Origin of the sequence: Rhodoplanes sp. Z2-YC6860 (genome assembly GCF_001579845.1) — a bacterium.
Classification (GTDB): Bacteria; Pseudomonadota; Alphaproteobacteria; order Rhizobiales; family Xanthobacteraceae; genus Z2-YC6860.
Window position 1 is genome coordinate 1,013,495 of sequence record NZ_CP007440.1, and the last position, 23,579, is coordinate 1,037,073.

The window sequence follows — 23,579 nt, forward strand, 5'->3', positions numbered from 1 at the left end:
CGTCTACGCAGCGAGGTCCTTCATGATGCGATAAAGCGCCGCCTGACCCTCGAAGCCGATGCCGGGCCGGTCGGGCAACTTGAGGTAGCCGTTGTCGAGCTTCGCATCGTCGGCGAAGCCCGCGAATGCGCCGAACACGCCGGGATAGGATTCGGCGCCGCCCAACCCGAAGCCGCCGGCGATGTGCAGCGACATCTGGTTGCCGCCGTGCGGGAACAAGCCCGCGCGCGGCCAACCGTGGCTCGCAAGCATGTCGAGCGTGCGGGCGTATTGCACGATGCCATAGGCCTGCGGCGGATCGACCTGGATGATGTCGCCGCGGGAGGCCTTCAGGCCGCCGAAGCGGACCAGGTTTTCGACGTCTTGCGTGGAGAAGAGATTCTCGCCGGTCGATAGCGCGCCGTCATAGGCCTCCGAGACCTCGGCGAGCGTCGCATAGTCGAGCGGATCGCAGGGCTCCTCGAACCAGCGAAGCTTGTAGGGCGACAGCGCTTTGGCGTAGGTCAGCGCCTCGTCGCGGGTGAACTTGCAGTTGGCGTCGACCGCGAGCGTGCCGCGGTTGCCGACCACGGTCTGCACCGCCTCGACGCGGGCGCAGTCCTCGGCGACCGTCATGCCGCCGACCTTCATTTTCACCATGGTGTAGCCGGAATCGAGATGGCGCCGCATCTCGTCCTGCAAATCCCTGGTGGTCTTGCCCGGGGCGTACCAGCCGCCGCCGACGTAGCAGAATACCTTGTCCTGCACCTTGCCGCCGCTGAAGCGCTCGGCCAGCACGCGGTGCAGCGGCTTGCCTTCGATCTTGGCGACCGCGTCCCACACCGCCACCTCGATGGTGCCGATGCCGACCGAGCGTTCGCTGTGGCCGCCCGCCTTCTCGTTGCGCATCATCACGGCGAGGATCTTTTCCGGGTCGAGATTGTCGCCCGCTTCGTTGAGCAACGATTTCGGCTCGGCCTTGAGAATCCGCGGAATGAATCGCGCGCGCATCTGCGCGCCGCAGGCGTAGCGGCCGGTGGAGTTGAAGGCGAAGCCCGCCACCGGCCTGCCGTCGCGGATCACGTCGGTGATGACCGCGACCACCGAGGTGGTCATTTCGGAGAAGTCGAATCCGGAGTTGCGGAGATCGGACTTCAGCGGGATCGCGGTTTCGCGGATATCGACGATACGCATGGACGTTCCTCCGCCGGACGCGAGCTACTGCACCTTGATCCCGGCGTCGTGGATCACCTTGCCCCATTTGTCGATCTCAAACTTGATCTGGCGCGCGAACTCCTCCGGCGTGTTGCAGATGATCTCCAGTCCGAGCTGATCCATCTTGGCGGTGACCTCCGGCGACTTCGTCGCCTTCACCACCTCCTGGTAGATGAAGTTGGAGATATCCTTCGGCACGCCGGCCGGAACCAGAACGGCCTGGAATGTGTCGGCCTCCTGATCCGGAATGCCGGCCTCGGCGAGTGTCGGCACGTCCGGCAGCACCTTGACCCTTGTCTTGTTCGCAACCGCGAGCGCGCGAAGCGTGCCGTCTTTGATGAACGGCACCGCTGGCGGCAGCGACGTGAAGGCGAGCGGCGTGTGGCCCGCGACGATCGACTGGATCGCCGGCCCCGCGCCGCCAAACGGCACGTGAACCGTATCGAGCTTGTAGGTGAGCTTGAACAATTCGCCGGAGAGATGCGGCGTGGTGCCGGTTCCGGCTGACGCGAAGGTGTACTTGCCCGGATTGGCCTTGATGAGGTCGGCAAGCTCTTTCGGAGTGTTCACCGGCAGCACGGCCGGATTGACCAGCAGCACATTCGCCGCGGTGGCGGCGACCGTGAGCGGCGTGAAGTCCTTGTACGGGTCGTAGGGCACGCGGTCGTAGAGGCTTGGATTGACCACAAAGCTCGATGACACGAACAGGATGGTGTAGCCGTCGGGCGCTGCCTTCGCGGCGTTGCCCATACCGAGATTGCCGCCCGCGCCGGCCTGGTTCTCGATGTAGAACTGCTGCTTCAGATTCTCGGACATCTTCTGCGAGATCAGCCGCGCCGCGGTGTCGGTCGGACCGCCCGGCGCGAACGGCACGATGATTTTCACCGGCTTATTCGGCCAGCCACCAGGGCCGGCGCCTTGCGCAAAAGCCTGAGCAGCAAACAGCAGCGTGGCGCTGAACGCCAGCGCCCGGATAGCAAACTTCATTCCCATTCTCCCGATGGCGTTTCCAGTTTTCTTATTGTTCCAGGTAGACCCTAGATTTTCGGAACCTTCGCAGTCTCGATCACCCGTTTCCACTTGGCAATGTCGGCCTTCACGTAGGCCGCGAACTCGGCCGGCGTGTCGCCCTCCGGCACGATGCCGAACTCGAGGAGCCGGGCTTTGATGTCCGGCGACTTCACGACCGTGGCGATTTCCTTTTGCAGCAGGTTGACGATCTCCTTGGGCGTGCCGGCCGGCACGAACACGCCGGTGATGGTTTCCGCCTCCATGCCCTTGATGCCCATCTCGTCGAGCGTCGGCACATCGGGCAGCGTCTCGAGCCGCTTCTTGGCTGTGATCCCGAGCGCGCGAATTTTCCCTTCCTTGATCAGCGGCACTGAGTTGCCGATCGCGCCGCACGAGATCGGCACGTGGCCGCCGAGCAGCGATTGCGTCATCGGCCCGCCGCCTGCGAACGGCACTGTGACGAAGTTGACGTTGAGGTCGAACTTGAGCTGCTCGATCGACAGCGACGGCGTGGTGCCGGCGCCGGGTGAGCCGACGCTGTATTTGCCGGGCGCCTTCTTGAACAGCTCAACCAGCTCCTTCATGGACTTGGCCGGAAAATCGGGATTGACCAGCCATGAGTTTGGCGAGCCGCCCGCCTTGGTGACCGGGATCAGCTCCTTCTCCACATCGAACGGCATCTTGGCGTAGAGACTCGGATTGACCGTCACGCTCGACGACGACAGCAGCACCGTGTAGCCGTCGCCCGGCGAATGCGCGACTTTCTCCATGCCGAGATTGCCGCCGGCGCCGCCGACATTCTCGATGAAGAACTGCTGGCCGAGCCGTTCCGACAGCCGCTGCGCGATCAAGCGGCCGGCGATGTCGGTGACGCCGCCCGCCGGAAACGGGATGATGATCTTGACCGGCTTGTTCGGATAATTTTCGGCGAAGCCCGCGCTGGGAGCGGCCACGCAGGACGTTGCGACAACGAAGGCACCGAGCAGGAAAGCACGGCGTACTCCAAGAAAATCGGCCATGACGCTTCCTCTTGTTCGTGATTTCTTTGTTATTGGCGTTGTGAACGCGACCGGTCTCACGGCCGGGTTGAGCAGAGCCTGAGGGATAATCGTGCAGATTGCAAATTCCACATTGTCGCCGCGACGAATGATGCAAGGCGGCAATGCGCTGAAGATCGGATTGTTCGGCGCTAACTGCTCGTCGGGCCGCGCCGTCACCAAGGTGCCGGAGCGCTGGTCGGGCACCTGGACGGACAATCATCGCCTGGTGCAGATGGCCGACGACGCCGGCATCGATTTCATGCTGCCGATCGGCCGCTGGAAGGGTTACGGCGGCGACACCGGCTATCAGGAGGCGACGCTCGAAACCGTGACCTGGGCCTGCGGGCTTCTGGCCGCGACCAAGCGCATCACCGTGTTCGGCACCGTGCACGCGCCGCTGTTTCATCCGATCATCGCGGCGAAGCAGATGGCGACGGCCGATCACATCGGCGAAGGCCGCTTCGGGCTGAACATCGTGGTCGGCTGGAACGAAGGCGAGTTCGAGATGTTCGGCGTCGAGCAGCGCCAGCACGCCAGTCGCTACGAATATGCGCAAGAGTGGATCGACGCCATCAAACGGATGTGGTCGCCCGGCGACGATTTCGATTTCGACGGTGCCTTCATCAGGCTCAAGAAGGTGCGCGCTAAGCCGAAGCCCTATGGCGGGACGCAACCGGTGATCATGAATGCCGGCGCGTCGGCGGTCGGCCGCGCCTTTGCGGTGCGAAACTGCGACGCCTTCTTCATGCAGTCGTCGCGCACGTCGGTTTCCGAGACCGCCGAGCGTGTTGCATCCGTGAAGGCTGAGGCCGCGGCGCTCGGCCGCGAGATCGGCGTGTTCACGGTCGGCGTCATCACCTGCCGGGCGACCATGAAGGAGGCCGAGGAGTATCACCATCACGTGGTGGTCGATCAGGCCGATTGGGCGGCGGTCGATCAGCTTCTGGCACTGCGCAACATCACGCCCGCGACCACGCCGCATGACGAATTCATGCGGCAGCGCGCGCAATTCGCGCACGGCAACAGCGGCGTGCCGATCGTCGGCGATCCGGACCATATCGCCGGCAAGCTGATCGAGCTGAGCCGCGCCGGCTTGTCCGGCATCGCGGTGTCGCTGGTCAACTACGCCGACGAACTGCCGTTCTTCTGCGACGAGGTGATGCCGCGGCTGCAGCGCGCCGGCTTGCGCTTGGCGGCGTAGACGGTCCCACAGCTCTTCACCTCCCCCTGAAAGGGGGAGGTCGGGTGGGGGTCAATTTTGTGTGCGCGAACTGACCCACACCCCCAACCCTCCCCCTTTCAGGGGGAGGGAGTTCACCACCGATGTCGCTACTACCTCGCTCTCACTGCTGCGTGGTGAGCTTGTCGATGCCGACCGCCGCGACGAACGCGGTCCAGCGTTTGATGTCGTCCTCGACAAATGTCTTGAACGCCGCCGCGTCCATCGGCGGCGGCGTCTCCATGCCGGCGGCGATCAGGCGCTTTTGAGATTCCGGTTTGAGCACCGCGCGCTGGACCTCCCGGTTGATCTTGTCGACCACGTCCGCGGGCGTCCCCGCCGTCGCAAACAATCCGCCCCAGCCCGGCATGTTGAAGGTCGGATAGCCTGACTCCATCATGGTCGGCAGGTTCGGCAGCAGCACCGAACGCTGCGCCGTGCTGACCGCAAGCCCGCGCAGGGTCCCAGAATCGATCTGCGACTTGGCGCTGGTCGAGACACCGAAGAACATCTGGGTGATGTTTCCGACGGTCGCCATGGTGCCAGAATTCACGTCGCGATAAGGCACGTGCAGGATGTTGGTACCCGCGACCTTGTTGAGATATTCGCAGGCGAGATGCGGCACGGTGCCGATGCCGGCCGAAGCGCAGTTGAGCTTGCCGGGATTTTGCTTCGCATAGGCGACGAGCTCGGCGACGGTCTTTGCCGGCACGCTCGGATGGGCCACCAGCGCATAGGAAATCACGCCGATGTTGGCGACTGGCACGAGTTCCTTCATCAGATCGTAGGTTGCGGTCTTCATCGCCGTGTTGAGTGTGTAGGTCGGCGTCGCAAACAGCATGGTGTGGCCGTCGGGCGGCGCGCTTGACACCGCGCTGACCGCGAGCTTGCCGCCGGCGCCCGGCCGCGGTTCGACAATTACGGGCTGGCCCCAGACCTGCTGCAGATGCTCGGCAACGATGCGCGAGAAGATGTCCGGACTCGGACCGACGACGATCTTGACCGGATGGTTGGGGAAGTTCTGCGCCTGCGCGCCAGCGGATTGGACCGAACACAATGCCAGCGCCACGCCGCCGATGACGGCGGCCGCAGAACGTTTCCTCACGCGCGTTCTCCTTGGTCGAACAAGCCGGGGCGTTGCCGCTCTCTGTTGCGCGCATGATAGAGCACGCAAGGCGGCTGACAATGCGGGGCCAACTCGAATAGCTTCCTGTCGGGACGGAAACGCGAGACTTGCAAATGCTGACCAACGAACCGAAGCCGATCCGGCGTGTCGTCACGGGAAATGACGCGCAGGGCCGCTCCTGCGTGCTGTTCGACAGCGATGCGCCGAACGTCAATCCCGGCGCCATCAGCCGCGGCACCTGCATGACCGACATCTGGGTCTACAAAAATGCGCCCGCGATCATCTCGGGCGCGCGCGACGACGGCAATCTGCCGTTTCACTTCGAGCCGCCGCACGAAGGCGGGCACCTGCGCATCGTGCAGTCGACTGGCAAGCCCGCCGATTACGATCCGGCGAAAGACCCGACCTATAAACCGGTCGGGCCGACACGCTTGCGTCCCGACGGTGTGTGGGATCGCGCCGGGCAGAACCTGTTCAGCTCGCCGGTGCACAAGTCGGCCACGGTCGACTACGGCATTCTGCTGGAGGGCGAGCGCACGCTGCTGCTCGATCGCGGCAACGTGGTGATGAAGGCCGGCGACGTCGTGGTGCAGCTCGGCAACTGGCACGGCTGGACCAATGTGAACGGTCCGAGCCTGATGGCCTTCGTCATGATGGGCGCGGCCTTCGATCACGAGCCGAAGGTGTAGCGATGAGCACAGCATTGAAGCCGACCCGCCGCATCATCACCGTCGACGACGATGAAGGAAAATCCGTCGCCATCGCCGACGGCCCGACGCCAGATGTCCGCACCGATCCGGCGCGGCCCGGCTACACATCGGAGCGCATCTGGGTCGCGTCTTCATCGCCGCATCGCATCGGCGCGTTCCACGACACGGCCACGCAGCCGCACACCATCGAACCGCCGCGCGGCGGCTCGGTGTGCCGCATCGTGACGTTCCCGCCGGAGAACAGCTATCGCGGCAAGGTCGGCGCCGCCGAAGTGCAGGCGTTCTTCGCCGCGATGGGCTCGCCGCAGGCTTCGACCTATGCGCCGAACGCGCCACACCCGTACATGCAGAAGACCCGGACGCTCGATTTCTGCCTGGTTCTGGAAGGCGAGATCACGCTCGTGCTCGACACCGCCGAGGTGCATCTGAAGGCCGGCGACACCGTGGTCCAGCGCGGCACCAATCACGCCTGGAGCAACCGCTCCGACAGGCCGTGCCGTATTGCCTTTTCGCTGCATGACGGTGCACCGTAACGCGCTCGTTTGCCCGCCACTCACTCCCGTTCACTTCAATCCAGCCGAGGACATGTCATGGCCAAGAAGTACACCCGTCAGGACCTGCGCGATGCCGCCGAGAAGTACAAGAACTGGGGCAAGTGGGGTCCGAACGACGAGATCGGCACGCTGAACTACACCTCGGCGGAGGACATCATCGCGGCGACGCGGCTCGTCAAGAAGGGCAAGGTAATCTCGCTCGCGCTCAATTTCGACTACACCGGGCCGCAGGGCGCCAAGAGCAAGTATCCGGCCATGGGCCGCATCAATCCGGTGCACACCATGCTGCGCACCGGCACCGACGCTTATTCGGGCGTGCTCGACAAGCGCGGCATCCGCGCCGCCGACGATATGGTGGTGATGCCGCTGCAATGCGGCACGCAGTGGGACGGGCTCGGCCACATCTTCTATGAGAACAACATGTGGAATGGCTACGACTGCCGCGAGGTGACCAGCGCGGGCGCGCAGAAGTGCGGCATCGAGAAGACCAAGAACAAGATGGTCGGCCGCGGCGTGTTCCTCGACATCGCGCGGTGGAAGGGCGTCGAGTCGCTCGAGGACGGCTACGGCATCACCTGCAAGGACCTCGACGACTGCGCCAAAGCCCAGAAGGTCGAGGTCAAGCGCGGCGATTACGTCATCGTGCGCACCGGCCAGATGGAGAAGTGCCAGAAGATCGGAAGCTGGGACGGCTATCCGGGCGGCGACGCGCCGGGCTTCGCCTTCGAGACGCTGGAGTGGATCAAGCGCACTGAACTGGCGGCGCTCGCCAGCGACACCTGGGGCTGCGAGGTGCGGCCGAACGAGAGCGAAGAGGGCATCAACCAGCCCTGGCACTGGATCACCATCCCGATCATGGGCATGACCATGGGCGAGATCTTCGAGTTGAAGGAGCTCGGCGAGGACTGCGCCGGGGACAAGACCTACGAGTTCCTGTTCGTCGCGCCCGCGATTCCGATCACCGGCGGCGTCGGCTCGCCAGTCAATCCGCTGGCGATCAAGTAGGACGTAACGGTTGTTGCTGTCGCCCGCCACTTGCCCTGCTGTCATTCCGGACGCCGCGAAGCGGCGATCCGGAATCCAGTAACGGAGGCGGTCTTTCCTGCGCTGGATTCCGGGTTCGCGCCTCCGGCGCGCCCCGGAATGACGGCCGCGGTGGGTGTGATAGAGTCGTGGCCGATTTGGCAAACCTGAGGCCACTCCCATGAACCTCGTCCGCCATCACTCGCACTGGGGCGCGTTTCTGGCCGAGGTCGAAGACGGACGCATCGTCGGGGTGCGGCCGTTCGAACGCGATCCCGATCCATCGACGCTGATCGACGCGATTCCGCAATCGGTGCATTCAAAGTCCCGCATCGCGCAGCCGATGGTGCGGGAAGGCTGGCTCAAGCACGGCCGCGGCCACGGCGAAGGCCGCGGACGCGAGCCCTTCGTGCCGGTGACCTGGGACCGCGCGCTCGACCTTGTCGCCTCCGAGATCGATCGCGTGCGCCGCGAGCACGGCCATGCGGCCATCATGGGCGGCTCGCAAGGCTGGTCTTCCGCCGGCATCTTCCACGAAGCGCGCGTGCAACTGCATCGCTTCCTGGCGGCAGGCGGTGGCTACACCGATCAGGTGATGAACTACTCGTTCGGCGCGGCGCTGGCGTTCCTGCCGCATATTCTCGGCACGCCGCAAGCGGTGGTCGGCCCGCTGACCTCGTGGTCGTCGATCGCCCGGCACAGCAAGCTGCTGGTGCTGTTCGGCGGCGCCAATCCGAAAAACACGCAGGTCAGCAAAGGCGGCTGCGCGTCGCACTCGACGGGACCGTGGATCGACGAACTCGCCCGCGCCGGCGTCGAGGTCATCAACATCAGCCCCATTCGCGAGGACGGACCCGAGCCGGTGCGCCCGCAATGGCTGCCGATCCGCCCGAACACCGACACGGCGCTGCTCCTCGCGCTCACGCACACGCTGGTCAGCGAGGGCCTGCACGATCGCGCCTTCCTCGAACGGCACTGCGAGGGCTACGAGCGCGTGCGGCCGTATCTGATGGGTGAGAGCGACGGCACGCCGAAAAGCGCTGACTGGGCTGCGCCGATCACCGGCATTTCGGCCGATATCATCCGCGCGCTGGCGCGTCGCATGGCGAGCACGCGCACCATGCTGACTGCATCGTGGTCGCTACAGCGCGCCCATCACGGCGAGCAGCCGTATTGGGCCATGGTGCTCCTGGCATCCGCGATCGGCCAGATCGGATTGCCCGGCGGCGGCTTTGGCTTCGGCTATGGCTCGGGCGCCGGCATCGGCGATCCGCCGCTCGCCTTCGCTGCGCCCGCGATGGAAGGCATCAAGAACCCGATCAACGTCACGATTCCGGCGGCGCGCATTTCCGATTGCCTGCTCAATCCGGGCGCGCCGTTCGACTTCAACGGCAAGCGCAGCCAGTACCCGGACATCCGGCTGGTCTATTGGGCCGGCGGCAATCCGTTCCACCATCATCAGGACACCAACAAGCTGCGCCGCGCCTTTGCGCGGCCCGAGACCGTGGTGGTGCACGAGCCGTGGTGGACCGCCACGGCGCGGCACGCCGACATCGTGCTGCCGGCGACCACATCACTTGAACGAAACGACATCGGCGGCGCGCGCCGCGACAACTTCATCATCGCCATGCATCGCGCCATCGCGCCGGTCGGCGAGGCGCGCGACGACTTCGCGATCTTCACAGGGCTCGCCGAGCGGCTGGGCTTCGCGGATGTCTACACGAAAGGCCGCGACGAGGATGCATGGCTGCGGCATCTCTACGAGCAATGCCGCCACAGCGCCGGCGCCAATGCGGCTGCGGTGCCGGACTTCGACAGCTTCTGGAGCCAGGGTTATCTGGAGGTTCCCGCGGTCACCGACGAATACGTGCTGTTTGCCGATTTCCGCGCCGATCCCGACAAGCACAAGCTCAAGACGCCGTCCGGCAGGATCGAGCTCTATTCGGAAAAGATCGCGGGCTTCGGCTACGAGGATTGTCCGCCGCATCCAACCTGGATGGAGCCGTGGGAATGGCTCGGCGGTCCGGACGCGAAAAACTATCCGCTGCATCTCGTCTCCAGCCAGCCGCGCGACCGGCTGCACAGCCAGATGGATTGCGGACCGGTCAGCGCCGGCGGCAAGGTCGCGGACCGCGAAGCGATCACGCTCAATCCGGCGGATGCGAAAGCGCGCGGCATTGCCGATGGCGATATCGTGCGCGTGCACAACGCGCGCGGGTCATGCCTCGCGGGCGCGATCATCAGCGACGCGATCAGCGCGGGCGTGGTGAGGCTCTCCTGCGGGGCCTGGTTCGATCCGGCCGACGCCGACCCGACGATGTGCGTGCACGGCAATTCCAACGTGCTGACGCGCGATCAGGGCACGTCGAAGCTCGCGCAGGGCCCGAGTTCGGCCACGGCGCTGGTCGAAGTCGAGCGCTTCACCGGCACGGTCGAGCCGGTGCGCGCGTTCGTGCCGCCGCGTGTGGCGGTGGGCTGACGTGGAAATTATTCGCGTTGCGACAAGCAGGCGGTGAGCTACCTCTCCCCGCTTGCGGGGAGAGGTAAGCGCGGAGCGCGCTGAGCAAGCGGATCAATTGCAGTTCGGCATCATGCCGATCGGCGTGTAGGTCCAGCAGGGGCCGAAGCCGCCGCCGTTCCACTGGCCGCGGAAGTAGCCTGGACGGCCCCAGCCGTACTGCACATTGCCGTTGTAGAGGTTGATGTAGCGCGGCTCGCGGCGCGGAATGGGCGGACCGAACACCGGCGTGCCCTGGCTCTCGGCGAGTTGCGGGCGATAACCAGGCAAAAAGCCGTAGCCATGCCAGCGCCGCGGCTTGGGATGCACGACAATCCGCGAGCGCTGGACCGTCTGCCTGTGCGACTTCGCGGCAATTGCCGCGTCGGGCACGAGCAGAGCCGCGATGGCGATGGCAGCGAGCCAAATTCCAAAACGCTTCATCATGCGGCCTTCGAACCCCAGAGCCTGCCGCTTGCGATCGCGGCGCCTTCGCTCAGCGATTTCAGTTTCGCCCAGACGATGCTGTCGGCCACGATCGGATCGGTGCGCACCGCGGTGCCGAAGCCGCAATCGACGCCGGCGATCACCCGCTCGCGGCCGACAATATCAGCGTAACGCCCGATGCGCTGCGCCACGAGCTTCGGATGTTCGACGAAATTCGTGGTCGAGTCGATCACGCCGGGGATGAGCACCTTGTCGTCCGGCACCTTGATGGTCCTCAGGTCTTCCCACTCGTGATCGTGGCGCGGATTGGCGGCCTCGATGCTGATCGCCTGCACGCGCGCCTTGAACGCGATGTCGATGATCTTGAGAAGCGGCAGGTCGAAATTGTGCGGGCCTTCATAGTTGCCCCAGCAGATGTGCAGCCGGACCTTGTCGGCGGGAAGCCCTTCGAGCGCGCCGTTCAGCGCCTCGATGTTGCGTGCCGCGATCTTGCGGAACTGGTCGTCGGTCAGGTCGCGATACTGATTGTTGCGGCAGGAGCCGAGATCGGGCGCGTCGATCTGCAGCACGAAGCCCGCTTCGACGATGGCGCGATATTCGGTCTTCATCATGTCGGCGAGCGCCGCGACATAGGCGTCTTCGTTCGGGTAGTGCAGGTTGATGATGAAGCGTGTCAGGATGCCGGGCGAGGGCGCGGTCATGAACACGTCGGCCGGCTTGGACTTCGCCGCGGCGGCCTTCAGATGCGCAAGGTCGCGGTCGAGCGCGCTGCGGTCCTTGTACTTCAACGGGCCGACGCAGCCCGGAAACGGCGAGTCCGAAAAATTGCGGCGGCGGCCGGCGAAATCGGGATGCGCGAGCAGATCGTTGCCGATCATGATGTCGCGACCCTTCTCGGCCGCGCGCGGGTCCATCTGGATGCCGTCAACGCGGTGGCGGATGTAGGTCGTGTAGGACGGCTTGCTCATCTCGCCGTCGCTGACGACGTCGACGCCGCAGGCCACCTGCTGCGCCACAATTTCGTCGACCGCCTTGGCGGTCGCGGCCTCGAACGTGGCGGCGTCGATGTTCTCGCCCTTTTCGCGGCGCAGGATGATGTCCATCAGCGATTGCGGCCGCGGCAGGCTGCCGGTGTGGGTGGTGAGGATGCGGTCGGTGCTGGTCTTCATGGCTTGCTCCCGGCGTCACGCGTCTTGTTGGTGATCGTAGCCTGCACTTGCGCCTGATCCGAGTCATCTTTCAGTGAGACACCCGAGATGCGCCGCGCGCGCATGGCGCGCAGCAGATGGGCGAGCTTGAACTCGGCGTCGGCATAAGGAATGCCGTCGGGCCGGATGTTGGAGATGCAGTTGCGGTCGGCGTCGGTGGTGCCGGGATGCGGCTGCCACGTCAGATACGCGCCCATGCTGTCGGGCGCGGTTAATCCCGGCCGCTCGCCGATCAGCACCGCGACGCTGTCGCTGCCCAACAGCGACGCGATGGCGTCGCCCACCGCGACGCGGCCGTGGCGGACGATGACGAGCGGGCCGATGCGCCAGCCTTCGGCGCGGAGCGCCTTGATGGTTCCGGTCAGCACCGGCTGCGCGTGGCGCTGCACGGCGCGCGCCGAAAGTCCGTCGGCGATGACGAACACGGCGTCATGGCGGGCTGCGCGCGGCGCGAGCTTCGCTTCCCCGTCAGGCGCGAGTTTGCGGCCGAGATCGGGACGCATCAGATAGCGCTGGCGATCCTCCGCGGCGCTATCGATGGTGATGACATCGATGCCGAGCGGCGCGAGGTCTGTGGCAAGCTGCTTGGTATCCAGTTCGTCGTGCACCGCGTCGCGGGCGCGGGCATGGGCGAGCTTGAAATCGAGCAGCGGTCCGGTCGCCAGCGACGCGCCGGCGCGTGGCAATCCGATGCGCGCGCCGCTCAAGCGGCGCAGGTCGTCCCAAAGGCTGCGATCCTGCTTTGTGGGTTCGTCGGCCATGTTCGTTACGCCGGCAACAGCGCGCGGAAACGGCCCGGAATGCCGGGCGGCCGGATGCGTTGGACGTCGTCGACCAGCCCTTGCCGCGCCAGCCACGCTTCGAACTCGGGCGCGGGTTTTTTGCCAAGGAGATCGCGCATCGCCAGCGCGTCGTGGAACGACGTGCTCTGGTAGCCGAGCATGATGTCGTCGGCGCCCGGCACGCCCATCACGAAATTGACGCCGGCCGCGACCAGCAGCGTGAGCAGCGCATCCATGTCGTCCTGGTCGGCTTCGGCGTGGTTGGTGTAGCAGACGTCGACGCCCATCGGCACGCCCATCAGCTTGCCGCAGAAATGATCTTCCAAGCCGGCGCGCGTGATCTGCTTGCCGTCGAACAGGTATTCCGGGCCTATGAAGCCGACGACGGTGTTGACCAGCAGCGGCTTGAAATGCCGCGCCACCGCGTAGGCGCGCGCCTCCAAGGTCTGCTGGTCGACGCCATGATGAGCATTGGCCGAGAGCGCGCTGCCCTGACCGGTCTCGAAATACATCACGTTGTCGCCAATCGTGCCGCGCCGAAGCGCGAGCGCGGCGTCGCGGGCCTCAGTGAGCAACGCGAGGTCGATGCCGAAGCTTTTGTTGGCCGCTTCAGTGCCGGCGATGGATTGGAACACGAGATCGACCGGTGAGCCCGAACGGATCAGGCCGAGCGTGGTCGTCACATGAGCCAGCACGCATGCCTGCGTCGGGATTTCGAGCTTGGTTCGGATCTCATCGAGCATCGAGAGCAGTTGATGCGCGCGCTCCGGGCTGTCGGTGGCCGGATTGATGCCGATCACGGCGTCGCCCGATCCGAGCAGCAGCCCGTCAAGAATGCTCGCCGCAATCCCGCGCGCATCGTCGGTCGGATGGTTCGGCTGAAGCCTAACCGACAGCCGGCCGGGGAGGCCGACGGTCGAGCGGAAGCGCGTCACGACCGAGCACTTCGCCGCCATGACCATCAGGTCCTGCAGCCTGCTGATCTTGCTGACCGCTGCCGCCATCTCGGGCGTGACGCCGGGCGCCAGCGCCGCGAGCTTCGGAGTTGTGGCTTCGTCGGACAGCAGCCAGTCGCGAAAGCTGCCGACGGTCAGATGCGCGATCGGCGCAAATGCCTTCTTGTCGTGGCCGTCGATGATCAGGCGCGTCACCTCGTCCGTCTTATAAGGAACCAGTTCTTCTTGAAGGAACGTCGTGAGCGGCAAGTCGGCCAGCGCGTATTGCGCGGCGACGCGCTCCTCGCCGGTCTCGGCGGCGAGCCCCGCGAGCTGGTCGCCGCTGCGCAATGGTGTCGCCGTCGCCATCAGCGTCTTGAGATCGCTGAAGGTAAAACGGCGGCCGCCGATGGTCGCGCTGTACATGGCCGGGCCCCAAGGATTCGCCTTGGCCGATTATAGCGGATCGGGCCTTGCGCGCTCGGCTCAGCATGCCATTCTGCCGCGCCTTATAGGGAGAGCGTTGACATCATGATGCTGGGACATAACCGGAAGATGCTGGGCGCGGAGTGTATGGCCGACATGCTGGAGGCCTACGGCGTGACGCATGTGTTTCATGTGCCGGCGGTCTTGCGCAAAACCTTCGCAGTGATGGAGACGCGGACCAAGATCAAGCGGCTGCACGTGCACAGCGAGGCGACCGCGGCCTATATGGCCGACGGCTATGCCCGCGCCTCCGGCAAGCCCGGCATCTGCATGGCCCAGGTGATCGGCGCGCTGAATCTTGCGGCGGGCCTTCGCGACGCGTGGCTGGCGCACTCGCCGGTGATCGCGTTCACCGGCGGCCGCGAGCCGAAGACCAAGTTCCGGCAGGTCTATCAGGAGGTCGACGACGTGCCGGCCTTCGAGCCAGTGACCAAGTGGAATGCCACGGTCGACGACGTGAACCGCTTCCCCGACATGGTGCGCCAGGCGTTCCGCGTCGCCACCACCGGCCGGCCCGGGCCGGTGCATCTGCAATTCCGCGGCAACGAAGGTCAGGTCGACGGCGAAGAAGGCGAGATGGAGCCGCTGGTCGAGACCGAGTTCGGCATCGTGCCGCCGTTCCGGCCGGAGCCGGATCAGGGCAGCGTGCTGACGGCCTTGCAGGTTCTGCAATCGGCGGAGCGGCCGGTGATCGTTGCGGGCGGCGGCGTGCGCGCTTCGGGCGCGGCGCGCGAACTCGTGGCGTTGGCCGAGGCGTTGCAGATTCCCGTCGTCACCTCGCTGAACGGCAAGGATTCGATCGTCGGCAATCATCCGCTGTCGTGCGGCGTGGTCGGCACCTATTCGCGCGAGAGCGCCAACAAGGTGGTCAACGCGGCCGATCTGATCTGCTTCGTGGGCACGACCACCGGCGGCATGACCACGCACTTCTGGGCGGTGCCGAAGATCGGCACGCCGGCGATCCAGATCGACATCGATCCGGAGGCGCTCGGCATGAACTATCCGCTGCAGGCGCGGGTCAACGGCGACGCCAAGGTCACGCTCGCGAAGATGCTGGCGGCCTGTGACAAGAGCACGGCCGGAAAACGCAAGGCCTGGGTCGCGCAGGCGCAGAGCCTCGTGAAGGAGTGGTACGCCAAATACAAGAAGGACCTGGAATCGGACTCCATGCCGATCCATCCGGCCCGCATCTGCAACGAACTGTCCAAGCATGTGCCGGACGACGCCATCGTCTGCGTCGACACCGGACACGCCGGCATGTGGATGGGCGGCATGTACGACCTGCGCACCGACAAGCAGAGCTACATGCGCAGCGCCGGCCATCTCGGCTGGGCGTTCCCGGCAGGCCTAGGCGCCAAGTGTGGCGCGCCGGACCGTCCGGTGGTGACGTTCACCGGCGACGCCGGGCTCTGGTATCACATCGGCGATATCGAGACGGCGGTGCGCTGGAAGATCAACGCCGTGACGGTGGTCAACAACAACGGCGGCGGCAATCAGAGCAAGCGCGGCTTCGATCGCGTTTACGGTGGCACGCAGACCGAGCAGGCGCGCGAGCTGTGGACCTTCCGCAAGACCAACTTCGCCCGCATCGCCGAGGAAATGGGTGCGCTCGGCATTCGCGTGGAGGATCCCAAGGGTCTGCCTGCGGCGCTGGCGCAGGCGCTCGCCGCCAACCGCCCGGCGCTCATCGACGTCGTGACCGACATCGATGCGCTTGCGCCGACGGCGGTGGCTTGAGGTTGATCTGGACGGCGGGAGCAGTTCCTGACTGGCTCGCGTTGCAACAACGGCGGTGTCATCGCCGGGCTTGACCCGGCGATCCATGAGCGGCTGCGGCGAAGGAAGTCGTAAGAGCCTGCATCCGTTGAGCAACCGTATGGACCCCCGCGTTGAGCGCGGGGGTGACAGTGTGCCTGTGGCGCGAGCGTGCCTTGAATTTTTAGGTGGGAAGTTTTTTAGCGCAACACCGACGCGATCGCGTCGCGGAGCCGGTGTGCCGAAATCGGCTTCGCCAGCACCGGCGCGCCCGGCACCATCTGAGAGATATGGGCGCGCGTCTCCTGGTCGCCGTGGGCGGTGATGAAGATGATCGGCGTGTCGCGCTGCTCGCGGATGCGGCGCGCGGCCTCGATGCCGTCCATGCGTCCGGCGAGCCGGACATCCATCAGCACGAGATCGACGTCCAGGTCGGCCGCCTGCTCGACAGCGCCGTCGCCGTCCGGCACGAGGCCGCAGACCTCAAGGCTTTGCTCGCGGATGAGGGATTCTAGATGCCAGGCGACCAGAAGTTCGTCTTCGACGATCAACACGCGGGGGGAGCGATCGATCGAGCGCATCCGGTCCACCGTAGTCGCTTGCTGGAATTCCAATGTCATGACGCACGCACCGCTGTGAGTCGCCACATACTACCGCTTCGCAAGCGATGCGCCAGCCCCTCGATTCTCCCTCAACGGCTTGGCGTAAAGTCGGTACAGGACCACCGTCTTTGGTGTGGCTGGCCTCAGTGCTCCGGCACCAGCGGCGGCGGATAGGAATCGCGGGTCGAATCCCATCCCGGACGGAACAAGTCGTCCTCGGACTGTACGATCACGTCGGCCAGGCGGCCATTGCGGCCGTCGAGATGGGCCAACGCGACGGCGTCGCGGAACGCATCATTTCTGTACATGTAGGGCTCGGAGTTCTCGCCGTCGCATTGAATCATCCATGCGCCGTCGTCGTAGACTACGTAGTACCGGGACTTGGTTGGCGAACCGTCCATAGCGGGCTCCTGATCGCAGCCCCCGCAGATTGCGGGTACGGGTTATATGGGGCTGCAATGCGACAACGTCGTCTCAGTTCCTAAACAACCTCGGAATCACGGTTTAGCCTTGTGGATTACTGTGGACGGTGTGGGTAACTGTCAGCAGCTTGCCATGATCTCTTTGATTTTAGGCCAATTTTCCCGGCCTTGCCGTTTCATGAGCGTGAGATAGTCGGCGTTTTCCCAGCGCGTGATGCCCTCCTTGAAGCTCGGACGGGCCTGAATCCGCCGATACCAGTCGGCCACCCGCGGTGTCGGTTCCAGCATTCCCAGCACATCGAGATGGTCCAGGCGGACCACATAGGGCGTGAACGCCGCATCGGCGATGCTGTAGTCGGCGCCGGCCAGCCAGGCGTGTTTGGTCAGTGAGTCTTCCATGTCGCGATAAAGCGTGAGCAGCCGCGAGATCGCGATCTTGAAGAAGGCTGAGTCCAAGCCTTTCTCGATCACGTCGCGGCGACGCTCGCGCTTGATCGGATCGGGAATGCTTTCGAGCATTTCCTTCCCGGCTTCGCCCTTCGAGATGTACTGATGCCGGAATGCGACGCCGAAGCTCAGGATCGCGATGCCCGCGTCATGCACGCCTTCGTCGAGCTGCTTGGTCCAGAGCCGCATCTTGGCGCGTCCGAACGGATCGGCCGGCTTCAGCGGCGGATCGGGAAAGCGCTCGTCGAGATATTCATTGATGACGTTGGACTCAGGGACAACGATATCGCCATCGATCAATGTCGGCACCACGGCGCGCGGGTTAAGCTTGACGTACCAGTCCTGCTGATGCTCGCCGGCGCGCAGATTGAGATGCCGGCTTTCATACTGCAGGCCCTTCTCGGCCAGCATCAGCCGCACCTTCTGGGCGCAGCTCGACATATCATTGTGATAGAGCGCAAGCGTCATATCCGAAGCTCCACATTCACTTCCTTGGGAAACAGCTCTTCGATCGCGAGCTTTCGGCTCGTCACGCCTTGTTCGTGGCAGAACGCGAGAAACGGCTCCAGCGTGCTGCGGTTCTTGTCGATGCCGTAAGGCCAGGGGTCGCCGTCGCCAAACAACGCGCGATTGGTTTGCTCGAAGTGGTCATCACTCCACGCAGTGGGCAAAAACGAGATTTGTCCCTGATAGAGCGCCGGAAGACACGCGCGCTTGGCTCGCTCAAAAGCTTCCAGCAGGTTGCGCGCGATCCAACGGTTCTGCTCGAACACGGCACGGCGCATCACGAGGACATGCATGATCGGGAAGATGCCCGTCTTCCTGAAATATTGCAGCTCGTGCTCGCGATAGTCTGGAATGAGCCTTTTCACGTCATGTTTGCCATCGAGGAACACGTCGGGCGGACGCGCCGTGATCATGGCGTCGATCTCGCCGTCGAGCAGAAGCTCGTTGAGGCTCTTGTCCTGCCGGCTCGTGAGTTTGAAACCGGGCGGCAGCTCGAATTTCGCCATTTCTTTGCGGCCGCGATCGTTGACGCCCGCCTGGATCCAGTCGATGGAGGTGAGCGGAACGCCGACGTCGTGCTGCAGCCACCCGCGCACATAAGTCACGGCGGTCTGCGTCCATTGCGGGATGCCGATCCGTTTGCCCTTGAGGTCGGACGGCTTTCCGATCTTGGAGCCGCCTGCCACATAGATCGAACCGTGCCGAAACACCCGTGACGGAAAAATCGGTAGTCCAACCATCGGCGAATTGCCCGCCGCCGTAATGGTGCAATAGGTCGCGAGCGAGAATTCGGAGATTTCCCATTCTTCGGATGCCAGGAAACGATAGGCGATCTGTTCGAACGGATGGTTGAGCACGCGAAGGTCGATGCCTTCCGGTTTGATCCGGCCGCTGGCGAGCTCCCGTGTGTGCAGATAATCGCCGATGGCGAGCGTCAACGGCAGGTCGGACATCAGCGTCGCACTCCCAGAATTTTGCGGCATCAGAGCCCGATCGCGACCGCCTGGGCAAGGCCACTGTCACCATAGCCGCCCGAAGGGACGGCGTCGCTTCGCTCGCTTATGGGGGCAGCCATGCTTTCGCTCGCGAACGCACCTGTTAGACTGCCGTCTGTCTGCGGCCGGACAACGGTTGCGAAAAAGACTGCGCGCCAAGATGCACGAGGGGATGGAATGCCGAAACTGCCGCTCACCTTTGCCTGCGGGCTCTACGATCGCATGCAGGCGCTCTACACCGGCGAGGTGCAGGTCGAAGGCGTCGACCTCAACTTCCTGGTCGACGACAATCCGCGCAACATCTTCGACCGCATGGCCGCGGGGCAGGAGTTCGACGCCGCCGAGTTCTCCAGCTCCGAATACATCTCGCGCTTCGTCGCCAACCAGTGCCCGTTCGTCGCCATCCCGGTGTTCGCCTCGCGGGTGTTCCGGCACAGCTTCATCTTCATCAACAAGAAGCACATCAAGTCGCCGAAAGAGCTCGAGGGCAAGCGCATCGGCGTGCCGGTCTATACGATGACGGCCGCGATCTTCATCCGCGGGCTCTTGAGCGACGAGCACGGCATCGATTTCTCCAAGTGCGAATGGGTCGAGGGTGACATCAACAGCGCCAAGCCGCACGGCAATCCGACCATCCTGCCGACCGCGAAGAAGCTCTTCATCGCGGCCAACAAGTCCGGAAAGTCGCTGAGCAGGATGCTGGAAGACGGCGAGCTCCAGGCCATCATCGGCACCGGCGTGCCGGAGGCCTATGGCCGCAATCCCGATATCGTGCGGCTTTATCCGGACTATCGCGCGGCCGAGATGGACTACTACAAGCGCACCAGGATCTTCCCGATCATGCACACCGTGGTGATCCGCCGCGACGTGCATGAGAAGCATCCGTTCCTCGCGACCGCGCTCTATCACGCGCTCGATCGGTCGAAGAACCTCGCGCTGAAGAAGATGAACTACCGCGGCACGCTGCGTTACATGCTGCCGTGGATGACGGAGGAGCTCGACCAGATCGCCGACGTGTTCGGCGGCGATCCGTGGCCTTACGGCCTCGAACCGAATCGGCCGACGCTCAGTGCGCTGGTGCGCTACCTGGAAGAGCAGGGCGTGATCGCCAAGGCGCCCAAGGTCGACGATCTGTTCGTGCCGGTGCGGCAGATCCATCCGATGCAGCACTAGGGCCGTTCATGCGTTGGCGTGTCACCATCGACCGGCTGATCGTTCTCGTGATCCTGCTGGCGTTGTGGCAGGCCGGCAGCATGGCGTTCGGCGATTATTGGCTGAGCACGCCATGGGGGACCGTGACGCGGTTCTTTGCGTCGCTCGGCAACGGCGAGCTGTTCTTCCACGGCAGCTACACCATCAGCGAGGCGCTGGCCGGCTGCGTCATCGGCGGCGTGCCGGCGGTGCTGCTGCCGTTCTGGCTGCGGCGCTATCCGGTGATCGTCGCCATCCTCGATCCGTTCATGGTCGGCGGCTATGGCGCGCCGAAGCTCGCCTTTGCGCCGCTGTTCATCCTGTGGTTCGGCATCGGCATCGAGTCCAAGATCGCGCTGGTCGCGGTCGTGGTGTTCTTCATCGTCTATTTCTCGACGCTGTCCGGCGTCCGCGCGCTCGACACAAGGCTGGTGCGGATGGCGCAGCTCGTCGGCGCGAACGAGCGCCAGGTCGGCCGGCATATCGTGTTTCCCGGCGCGGTGCCCTCGATCTTCGCGGGCTTCCGCATCGCGGTGCCTTACGCGATCGGCGGCGCGGTGATCGCCGAGCTGATCTCATCGAACCGCGGGCTCGGCTATCTGGTGCAGACCGGAGCGATGAATTTCGACACCACGCAGGTGTTCGTCGCGATCCTCGCCGCAACCGTCATCGTCCACGCCTTCATCGCCATCGTCGACGTGGCCGAACGCTTCCTGTTGCGCTGGCGGCCGCGCGGCGGCGCGCTGGTCGTCGATCACGGGACCTGACGATGGCCGTGACGCCGATGCTCGACATCAAAGGTCTCGGCAAGCGCTTTCCGGCGCGGGAAGGCCGTGAGCCGCCGCCGTGGATCATCCAGGACCTGTCGTTCTCGGTCGGCGCCGGCGAGCTCCTGACCATCATCGGGCCTTCAGGGGCAGGCAAATCGACGCTGCTCAACATCATTGCGCAGATCGAAACCGCGAGCGCCGGCGAGGTCACGTTCGACGGTGAGCGCACCGTCTCGGCCGAGCAGAAGGTCTTGCATCCCGGGCTCAACCGCCGCGTCGGCTATGTGACGCAGGACGATAACCTTTTGCCCTGGCGCACCACGGTCGACAACGTGCTGTTTCCGCTCGAGGTGCAGGGCCGGCTCGACGACAGCGCGCGGGCGCGCGCCGCCGAGTTGATCGCGGCGGTCGGGCTCAACGGCTTCGAGCGGTATTACCCGCACGAACTCTCCGGCGGCATGCGCAAGCGCGCAGCGCTCATTCGCACGCTGGTCTATGACCCGCCGATGATCCTGATGGACGAACCGTTCGGCGCGGTCGATGCACAGACCCGCACGCAGCTTCAGAGCGATCTGCTGCGGCTGTGGAGCCTCAAGCGCAAGACCATCATCTTCGTCACCCATGACATCACCGAAGCGATTGCCTTGGGAGACCGTGCGCTCGTGCTGACGCGAAGGCCTGCAAAGATCGCGGCCGAACATCCGATCCCGATCCCGCGGCCGCGCGACGTGAAGAACATCTTCACGACACCGAGTTTTACCGCGATCTACGAGCGCATCCGGGCGGACGTGCAATGATTGGGCACGGGAATCCTCAGCGGTCATTCCGGGGCGCTCGCGTCAGCGAGCGAACCCGGAATCCAGTAGCGCTGGCGGTGTATTTGTCTGGATTCCGGGTTCCGGCCTTCGGCCGGCCCCGGAATGACGGTGTGGCATGAGCAGTGCCGACGTCGCCGACGAATTCTCCGAAGTCCGCGGCATCCCGCGGCAGTGGATCGTGATCGGCGGGCGCATCCTGCTGGGGCTCGCCTTGCTGGCTGCCTGGGAATGGGGCTCGCGCAGCTTCGGCCCGCTGTTTTTCGCGCCGCCGCTTGCCACGGCACAGCGCATCGTCGAAATGGCTGCGAGCGGCAAGCTTCTGACCGACGTAATCGCGACCTTGCGCGTCTCGGCACTGGGTTTCGTGATCGGCTGCGCCTGCGGCATCGGTCTGCCATTCTTGCTGCGGCGTTCGGAGCGCCTGACGCAGGCCATCGAGCCGTTCATTCTGGCCTCGATGGGCATTCCGAAATACGCGCTGACGCCGTGGCTCATTCTGTGGTTCGGCATCGGCGACCGGCCGAAGGTCATCGTCGTGACGCTGTTCGTGTTCTACATCGTGTTCATCACGGTGTTCGCCGGCATGCGGAGCGTCGATCCGCGGCTGATCAGTATGGCGCGCGTGGTCGGCGCGAGCGAGCGCGCCATCGCCCGCAAGGTGATCTGGGTGTCGCTGCTGCCGTTCTTCTTCACCGGCTTGAAGGTGGCGCTGCCGCGAGCGGTCAGCGCCGCGATCGTGGGTGAGTTCCTGGTCGCGACCGAAGGCATCGGATTTTCGATCGAACGCGCGCGGCAGTTGTCCGACACGACGGGCGTGTTTGCCGGCATCGTCATCGCGGTGGCGCTGGTGCTTCTGATCAACGGGATCGTCAACGTACTGGAGCGCCGCGCGCTGAAGTGGCGGCCGACCGACCGCGACATGCAGATATAAGGAGTCTCGGATGAAGCTCGCGAGTTATGTGGCCGGCGGTCAGGAATGCTACGGCGTCGTGACCGATGACGGCGTCATCACCATGCGCGGCCATGCCTCGCTGCGCGACGCGCTGGCGGCCGGCGCGCTGGAGGGCATGCGCAGTGCCGCCGCCATCGCCAAGCCCGACTTCAAGCTTGCGGATATCCACTTTCTGCCGGTCATTCCGAACCCGCATAAGATTCTCTGCGCCGGCGTGAACTACAAATCGCACGCCGCCGAGGTCGGCCGCGAGCTGCCGAAGCAGCCGAGCATGTTCATCCGCTTCACCGACACGCTGGTCGGTCATCAGGGCCAGATGATCCGGCCGAAGCTCTCGGACAATTTCGATTTCGAAGGCGAACTGACCATGGTGATCAGCAAGGGCGGGCGGCACATCCCGATCGACAAAGCGCTCGACCATGTGGCGGGCTACACCATCTTTGTCGACGGCAGCGTGCGCGACTACCAGAAGTTTTCCGTCACCTCGGGCAAGAACTGGCCCGGGACCGGTCCGCTCGGGCCGTGGATGGTCACCGCCGACGAAATCCCCGATCCAAGCAAACTCACGCTGACCACGCGGCTCAACGGCCAGCAGGTGCAGCATTCCGGAACCGACAAGCTGATCTATTCGTGCCAGCAGATCGTGAGCTTCTGCTCCGACTTCACCGAGCTGCATCCCGGCGACATCATCGCCACCGGCACGCCGGAGGGCGTCGGCCACAGCCGCAAGCCGCCGCTCTGGATGAAGCCCGGCGATTTGCTGGAGGTCGAGATTTCGAAGATCGGCGTGCTGCGCACCAAGATCGTCGACGAAAATTAGCCCTCGGTCATTCCGGGGCGCTCGCGAAGCGAGCGAACCCGGAATCCAGAAACATCGGGACTGCCTCC

Annotated in this window: 23 protein-coding genes; 11 read left to right on the forward strand and 12 right to left on the reverse strand. The window is 64.7% G+C overall.

Annotated elements, in window-relative coordinates; genetic code table 11:
- Positions 1–3: 3 nt before the first annotated feature.
- Genes RHPLAN_RS04695 through RHPLAN_RS04705 form a run of 3 tightly spaced genes read right to left on the reverse strand, consistent with a single transcriptional unit; the run spans position 4 to position 3,224 of the window.
- Entirely contained in the window at positions 4–1,173 is a 1,170-nt protein-coding gene (locus tag RHPLAN_RS04695) for an enolase C-terminal domain-like protein (RefSeq protein ID WP_068014279.1), read from the reverse strand.
- Positions 1,174–1,197: 24 nt separating this feature from the next.
- A complete protein-coding gene (locus tag RHPLAN_RS04700; protein ID WP_068014281.1) occupies positions 1,198–2,181 on the reverse strand; it encodes a Bug family tripartite tricarboxylate transporter substrate binding protein in 984 nt (327 codons plus the stop codon).
- 50 nt (positions 2,182–2,231) lie between these two features.
- Complete coding sequence (locus RHPLAN_RS04705; protein WP_068014283.1) at positions 2,232–3,224, reverse strand: Bug family tripartite tricarboxylate transporter substrate binding protein; 993 nt, start codon at positions 3,222–3,224, stop codon at positions 2,232–2,234.
- Between the two features lie 91 nt (positions 3,225–3,315).
- Here RHPLAN_RS04705 and RHPLAN_RS04710 point away from each other — a divergent pair, with 91 nt between their 5' ends.
- On the forward strand, positions 3,316–4,446 hold the full coding sequence (locus RHPLAN_RS04710; RefSeq protein ID WP_157100062.1) for an LLM class flavin-dependent oxidoreductase: 1,131 nt from the start codon (positions 3,316–3,318) through the stop codon (positions 4,444–4,446).
- 142 nt (positions 4,447–4,588) lie between these two features.
- Here the strand turns inward: RHPLAN_RS04710 and RHPLAN_RS04715 are convergent, their stop codons facing one another.
- Positions 4,589–5,569, reverse strand: coding sequence for a Bug family tripartite tricarboxylate transporter substrate binding protein (locus tag RHPLAN_RS04715; RefSeq protein ID WP_068014285.1), 981 nt, complete (start codon positions 5,567–5,569; stop codon positions 4,589–4,591).
- Positions 5,570–5,703: 134 nt separating this feature from the next.
- On the opposite strand from RHPLAN_RS04715, the gene RHPLAN_RS04720 reads away from it, so the two are divergent.
- The 4 genes from RHPLAN_RS04720 to RHPLAN_RS04735 all read left to right on the forward strand — a co-directional run bounded on the left by RHPLAN_RS04720 (position 5,704) and on the right by RHPLAN_RS04735 (position 10,356).
- Positions 5,704–6,279, forward strand: a complete 576-nt coding sequence (locus RHPLAN_RS04720; protein ID WP_068014287.1) for a cupin domain-containing protein — start codon at positions 5,704–5,706, stop codon at positions 6,277–6,279.
- Positions 6,280–6,281: 2 nt separating this feature from the next.
- Positions 6,282–6,833, forward strand: coding sequence for a cupin domain-containing protein (locus RHPLAN_RS04725; protein ID WP_068014288.1), 552 nt, complete (start codon positions 6,282–6,284; stop codon positions 6,831–6,833).
- A gap of 57 nt (positions 6,834–6,890) precedes the next feature.
- Positions 6,891–7,859, forward strand: a complete 969-nt coding sequence (locus RHPLAN_RS04730) for a cyclase family protein (protein WP_068014289.1) — start codon at positions 6,891–6,893, stop codon at positions 7,857–7,859.
- 199 nt (positions 7,860–8,058) lie between these two features.
- The gene (locus tag RHPLAN_RS04735; protein WP_068014291.1) at positions 8,059–10,356 is read left to right on the forward strand and encodes a molybdopterin guanine dinucleotide-containing S/N-oxide reductase; all 2,298 of its coding nucleotides are present in this window, start codon (positions 8,059–8,061) and stop codon (positions 10,354–10,356) included.
- Positions 10,357–10,449: 93 nt separating this feature from the next.
- Here RHPLAN_RS04735 and RHPLAN_RS04740 read toward each other — a convergent pair whose 3' ends face one another.
- Genes RHPLAN_RS04740 through RHPLAN_RS04755 form a run of 4 tightly spaced genes read right to left on the reverse strand, consistent with a single transcriptional unit; the run spans position 10,450 to position 14,172 of the window.
- Entirely contained in the window at positions 10,450–10,821 is a 372-nt protein-coding gene (locus tag RHPLAN_RS04740; protein WP_068014292.1) for a hypothetical protein, read from the reverse strand.
- On the reverse strand, positions 10,818–11,990 hold the full coding sequence (locus RHPLAN_RS04745) for a cobalamin-independent methionine synthase II family protein (protein ID WP_068014293.1): 1,173 nt from the start codon (positions 11,988–11,990) through the stop codon (positions 10,818–10,820). The genes RHPLAN_RS04740 and RHPLAN_RS04745 overlap by 4 nt, the downstream gene beginning before the upstream one ends.
- Positions 11,987–12,790: an ethanolamine ammonia-lyase subunit EutC gene (gene eutC / locus RHPLAN_RS04750; RefSeq protein WP_068014295.1), complete on the reverse strand. Its 804-nt coding sequence runs from the start codon at positions 12,788–12,790 to the stop codon at positions 11,987–11,989. Before eutC ends, RHPLAN_RS04745 begins: the two co-directional genes overlap by 4 nt.
- Positions 12,791–12,795: 5 nt before the next feature.
- Positions 12,796–14,172 (reverse strand): ethanolamine ammonia-lyase subunit EutB, encoded by a 1,377-nt coding sequence (locus RHPLAN_RS04755; RefSeq protein ID WP_068014297.1) that lies wholly within the window; start codon positions 14,170–14,172, stop codon positions 12,796–12,798.
- Between the two features lie 105 nt (positions 14,173–14,277).
- Between RHPLAN_RS04755 and RHPLAN_RS04760 the strand changes: the two genes are divergently transcribed.
- Complete coding sequence (locus tag RHPLAN_RS04760) at positions 14,278–15,969, forward strand: thiamine pyrophosphate-binding protein (protein WP_084244319.1); 1,692 nt, start codon at positions 14,278–14,280, stop codon at positions 15,967–15,969.
- A 218-nt stretch (positions 15,970–16,187) separates the two neighbouring features.
- Here RHPLAN_RS04760 and RHPLAN_RS04765 read toward each other — a convergent pair whose 3' ends face one another.
- The 4 genes from RHPLAN_RS04765 to RHPLAN_RS04780 form a co-directional block, all read right to left on the reverse strand.
- Positions 16,188–16,607 carry a response regulator gene (locus RHPLAN_RS04765; RefSeq protein ID WP_084244320.1) on the reverse strand — a complete coding sequence of 140 codons (420 nt, stop codon included), beginning with the start codon at positions 16,605–16,607 and terminating at the stop codon, positions 16,188–16,190.
- 125 nt (positions 16,608–16,732) lie between these two features.
- Positions 16,733–16,990 carry a hypothetical protein gene (locus tag RHPLAN_RS04770; protein WP_068014300.1) on the reverse strand — a complete coding sequence of 86 codons (258 nt, stop codon included), beginning with the start codon at positions 16,988–16,990 and terminating at the stop codon, positions 16,733–16,735.
- Between the two features lie 141 nt (positions 16,991–17,131).
- Complete coding sequence (locus tag RHPLAN_RS04775; protein WP_068014301.1) at positions 17,132–17,926, reverse strand: glutathione S-transferase family protein; 795 nt, start codon at positions 17,924–17,926, stop codon at positions 17,132–17,134.
- Positions 17,923–18,918: a substrate-binding domain-containing protein gene (locus tag RHPLAN_RS04780; protein ID WP_068014302.1), complete on the reverse strand. Its 996-nt coding sequence runs from the start codon at positions 18,916–18,918 to the stop codon at positions 17,923–17,925. The genes RHPLAN_RS04775 and RHPLAN_RS04780 overlap by 4 nt, the downstream gene beginning before the upstream one ends.
- A gap of 219 nt (positions 18,919–19,137) precedes the next feature.
- On the opposite strand from RHPLAN_RS04780, the gene RHPLAN_RS04785 reads away from it, so the two are divergent.
- From RHPLAN_RS04785 to RHPLAN_RS04805, 5 genes are all read left to right on the forward strand, one after another.
- The gene (locus RHPLAN_RS04785; protein ID WP_068014307.1) at positions 19,138–20,133 is read left to right on the forward strand and encodes an ABC transporter substrate-binding protein; all 996 of its coding nucleotides are present in this window, start codon (positions 19,138–19,140) and stop codon (positions 20,131–20,133) included.
- 8 nt (positions 20,134–20,141) lie between these two features.
- Positions 20,142–20,918: an ABC transporter permease gene (locus RHPLAN_RS04790; RefSeq protein WP_068014308.1), complete on the forward strand. Its 777-nt coding sequence runs from the start codon at positions 20,142–20,144 to the stop codon at positions 20,916–20,918.
- Positions 20,919–20,920: 2 nt separating this feature from the next.
- A complete protein-coding gene (locus RHPLAN_RS04795; RefSeq protein WP_068014309.1) occupies positions 20,921–21,718 on the forward strand; it encodes an ABC transporter ATP-binding protein in 798 nt (265 codons plus the stop codon).
- Between the two features lie 136 nt (positions 21,719–21,854).
- Complete coding sequence (locus RHPLAN_RS04800; protein ID WP_068014310.1) at positions 21,855–22,670, forward strand: ABC transporter permease; 816 nt, start codon at positions 21,855–21,857, stop codon at positions 22,668–22,670.
- 10 nt (positions 22,671–22,680) lie between these two features.
- Positions 22,681–23,511: a fumarylacetoacetate hydrolase family protein gene (locus RHPLAN_RS04805; RefSeq protein ID WP_068014311.1), complete on the forward strand. Its 831-nt coding sequence runs from the start codon at positions 22,681–22,683 to the stop codon at positions 23,509–23,511.
- The last annotated feature ends 68 nt before the right edge of the window (positions 23,512–23,579 follow it).

Excerpts from the sequence above, each read along its gene's own strand:
- RHPLAN_RS04695 (WP_068014279.1), bottom strand. The coding sequence starts at position 1,173 with ATGCGTATCGTCGATATCCGCGAAACCGCGATCCCGCTGAAGTCCGAT.
- RHPLAN_RS04700 (WP_068014281.1), bottom strand. The coding sequence starts at position 2,181 with ATGAAGTTTGCTATCCGGGCGCTGGCGTTCAGCGCCACGCTGCTGTTT.
- RHPLAN_RS04705 (WP_068014283.1), bottom strand. The coding sequence starts at position 3,224 with ATGGCCGATTTTCTTGGAGTACGCCGTGCTTTCCTGCTCGGTGCCTTC.
- RHPLAN_RS04720 (WP_068014287.1), top strand. The coding sequence starts at position 5,704 with ATGCTGACCAACGAACCGAAGCCGATCCGGCGTGTCGTCACGGGAAAT.
- RHPLAN_RS04725 (WP_068014288.1), top strand. The coding sequence starts at position 6,282 with ATGAGCACAGCATTGAAGCCGACCCGCCGCATCATCACCGTCGACGAC.
- RHPLAN_RS04730 (WP_068014289.1), top strand. The coding sequence starts at position 6,891 with ATGGCCAAGAAGTACACCCGTCAGGACCTGCGCGATGCCGCCGAGAAG.
- RHPLAN_RS04735 (WP_068014291.1), top strand. The coding sequence starts at position 8,059 with ATGAACCTCGTCCGCCATCACTCGCACTGGGGCGCGTTTCTGGCCGAG.
- RHPLAN_RS04740 (WP_068014292.1), bottom strand. The coding sequence starts at position 10,821 with ATGATGAAGCGTTTTGGAATTTGGCTCGCTGCCATCGCCATCGCGGCT.
- RHPLAN_RS04745 (WP_068014293.1), bottom strand. The coding sequence starts at position 11,990 with ATGAAGACCAGCACCGACCGCATCCTCACCACCCACACCGGCAGCCTG.
- eutC (WP_068014295.1), bottom strand. The coding sequence starts at position 12,790 with ATGGCCGACGAACCCACAAAGCAGGATCGCAGCCTTTGGGACGACCTG.
- RHPLAN_RS04755 (WP_068014297.1), bottom strand. The coding sequence starts at position 14,172 with ATGTACAGCGCGACCATCGGCGGCCGCCGTTTTACCTTCAGCGATCTC.
- RHPLAN_RS04760 (WP_084244319.1), top strand. The coding sequence starts at position 14,278 with ATGATGCTGGGACATAACCGGAAGATGCTGGGCGCGGAGTGTATGGCC.
- RHPLAN_RS04765 (WP_084244320.1), bottom strand. The coding sequence starts at position 16,607 with ATGACATTGGAATTCCAGCAAGCGACTACGGTGGACCGGATGCGCTCG.
- RHPLAN_RS04770 (WP_068014300.1), bottom strand. The coding sequence starts at position 16,990 with ATGGACGGTTCGCCAACCAAGTCCCGGTACTACGTAGTCTACGACGAC.
- RHPLAN_RS04775 (WP_068014301.1), bottom strand. The coding sequence starts at position 17,926 with ATGACGCTTGCGCTCTATCACAATGATATGTCGAGCTGCGCCCAGAAG.
- RHPLAN_RS04780 (WP_068014302.1), bottom strand. The coding sequence starts at position 18,918 with ATGTCCGACCTGCCGTTGACGCTCGCCATCGGCGATTATCTGCACACA.
- RHPLAN_RS04785 (WP_068014307.1), top strand. The coding sequence starts at position 19,138 with ATGCCGAAACTGCCGCTCACCTTTGCCTGCGGGCTCTACGATCGCATG.
- RHPLAN_RS04790 (WP_068014308.1), top strand. The coding sequence starts at position 20,142 with ATGCGTTGGCGTGTCACCATCGACCGGCTGATCGTTCTCGTGATCCTG.
- RHPLAN_RS04795 (WP_068014309.1), top strand. The coding sequence starts at position 20,921 with ATGGCCGTGACGCCGATGCTCGACATCAAAGGTCTCGGCAAGCGCTTT.
- RHPLAN_RS04800 (WP_068014310.1), top strand. The coding sequence starts at position 21,855 with ATGAGCAGTGCCGACGTCGCCGACGAATTCTCCGAAGTCCGCGGCATC.
- RHPLAN_RS04805 (WP_068014311.1), top strand. The coding sequence starts at position 22,681 with ATGAAGCTCGCGAGTTATGTGGCCGGCGGTCAGGAATGCTACGGCGTC.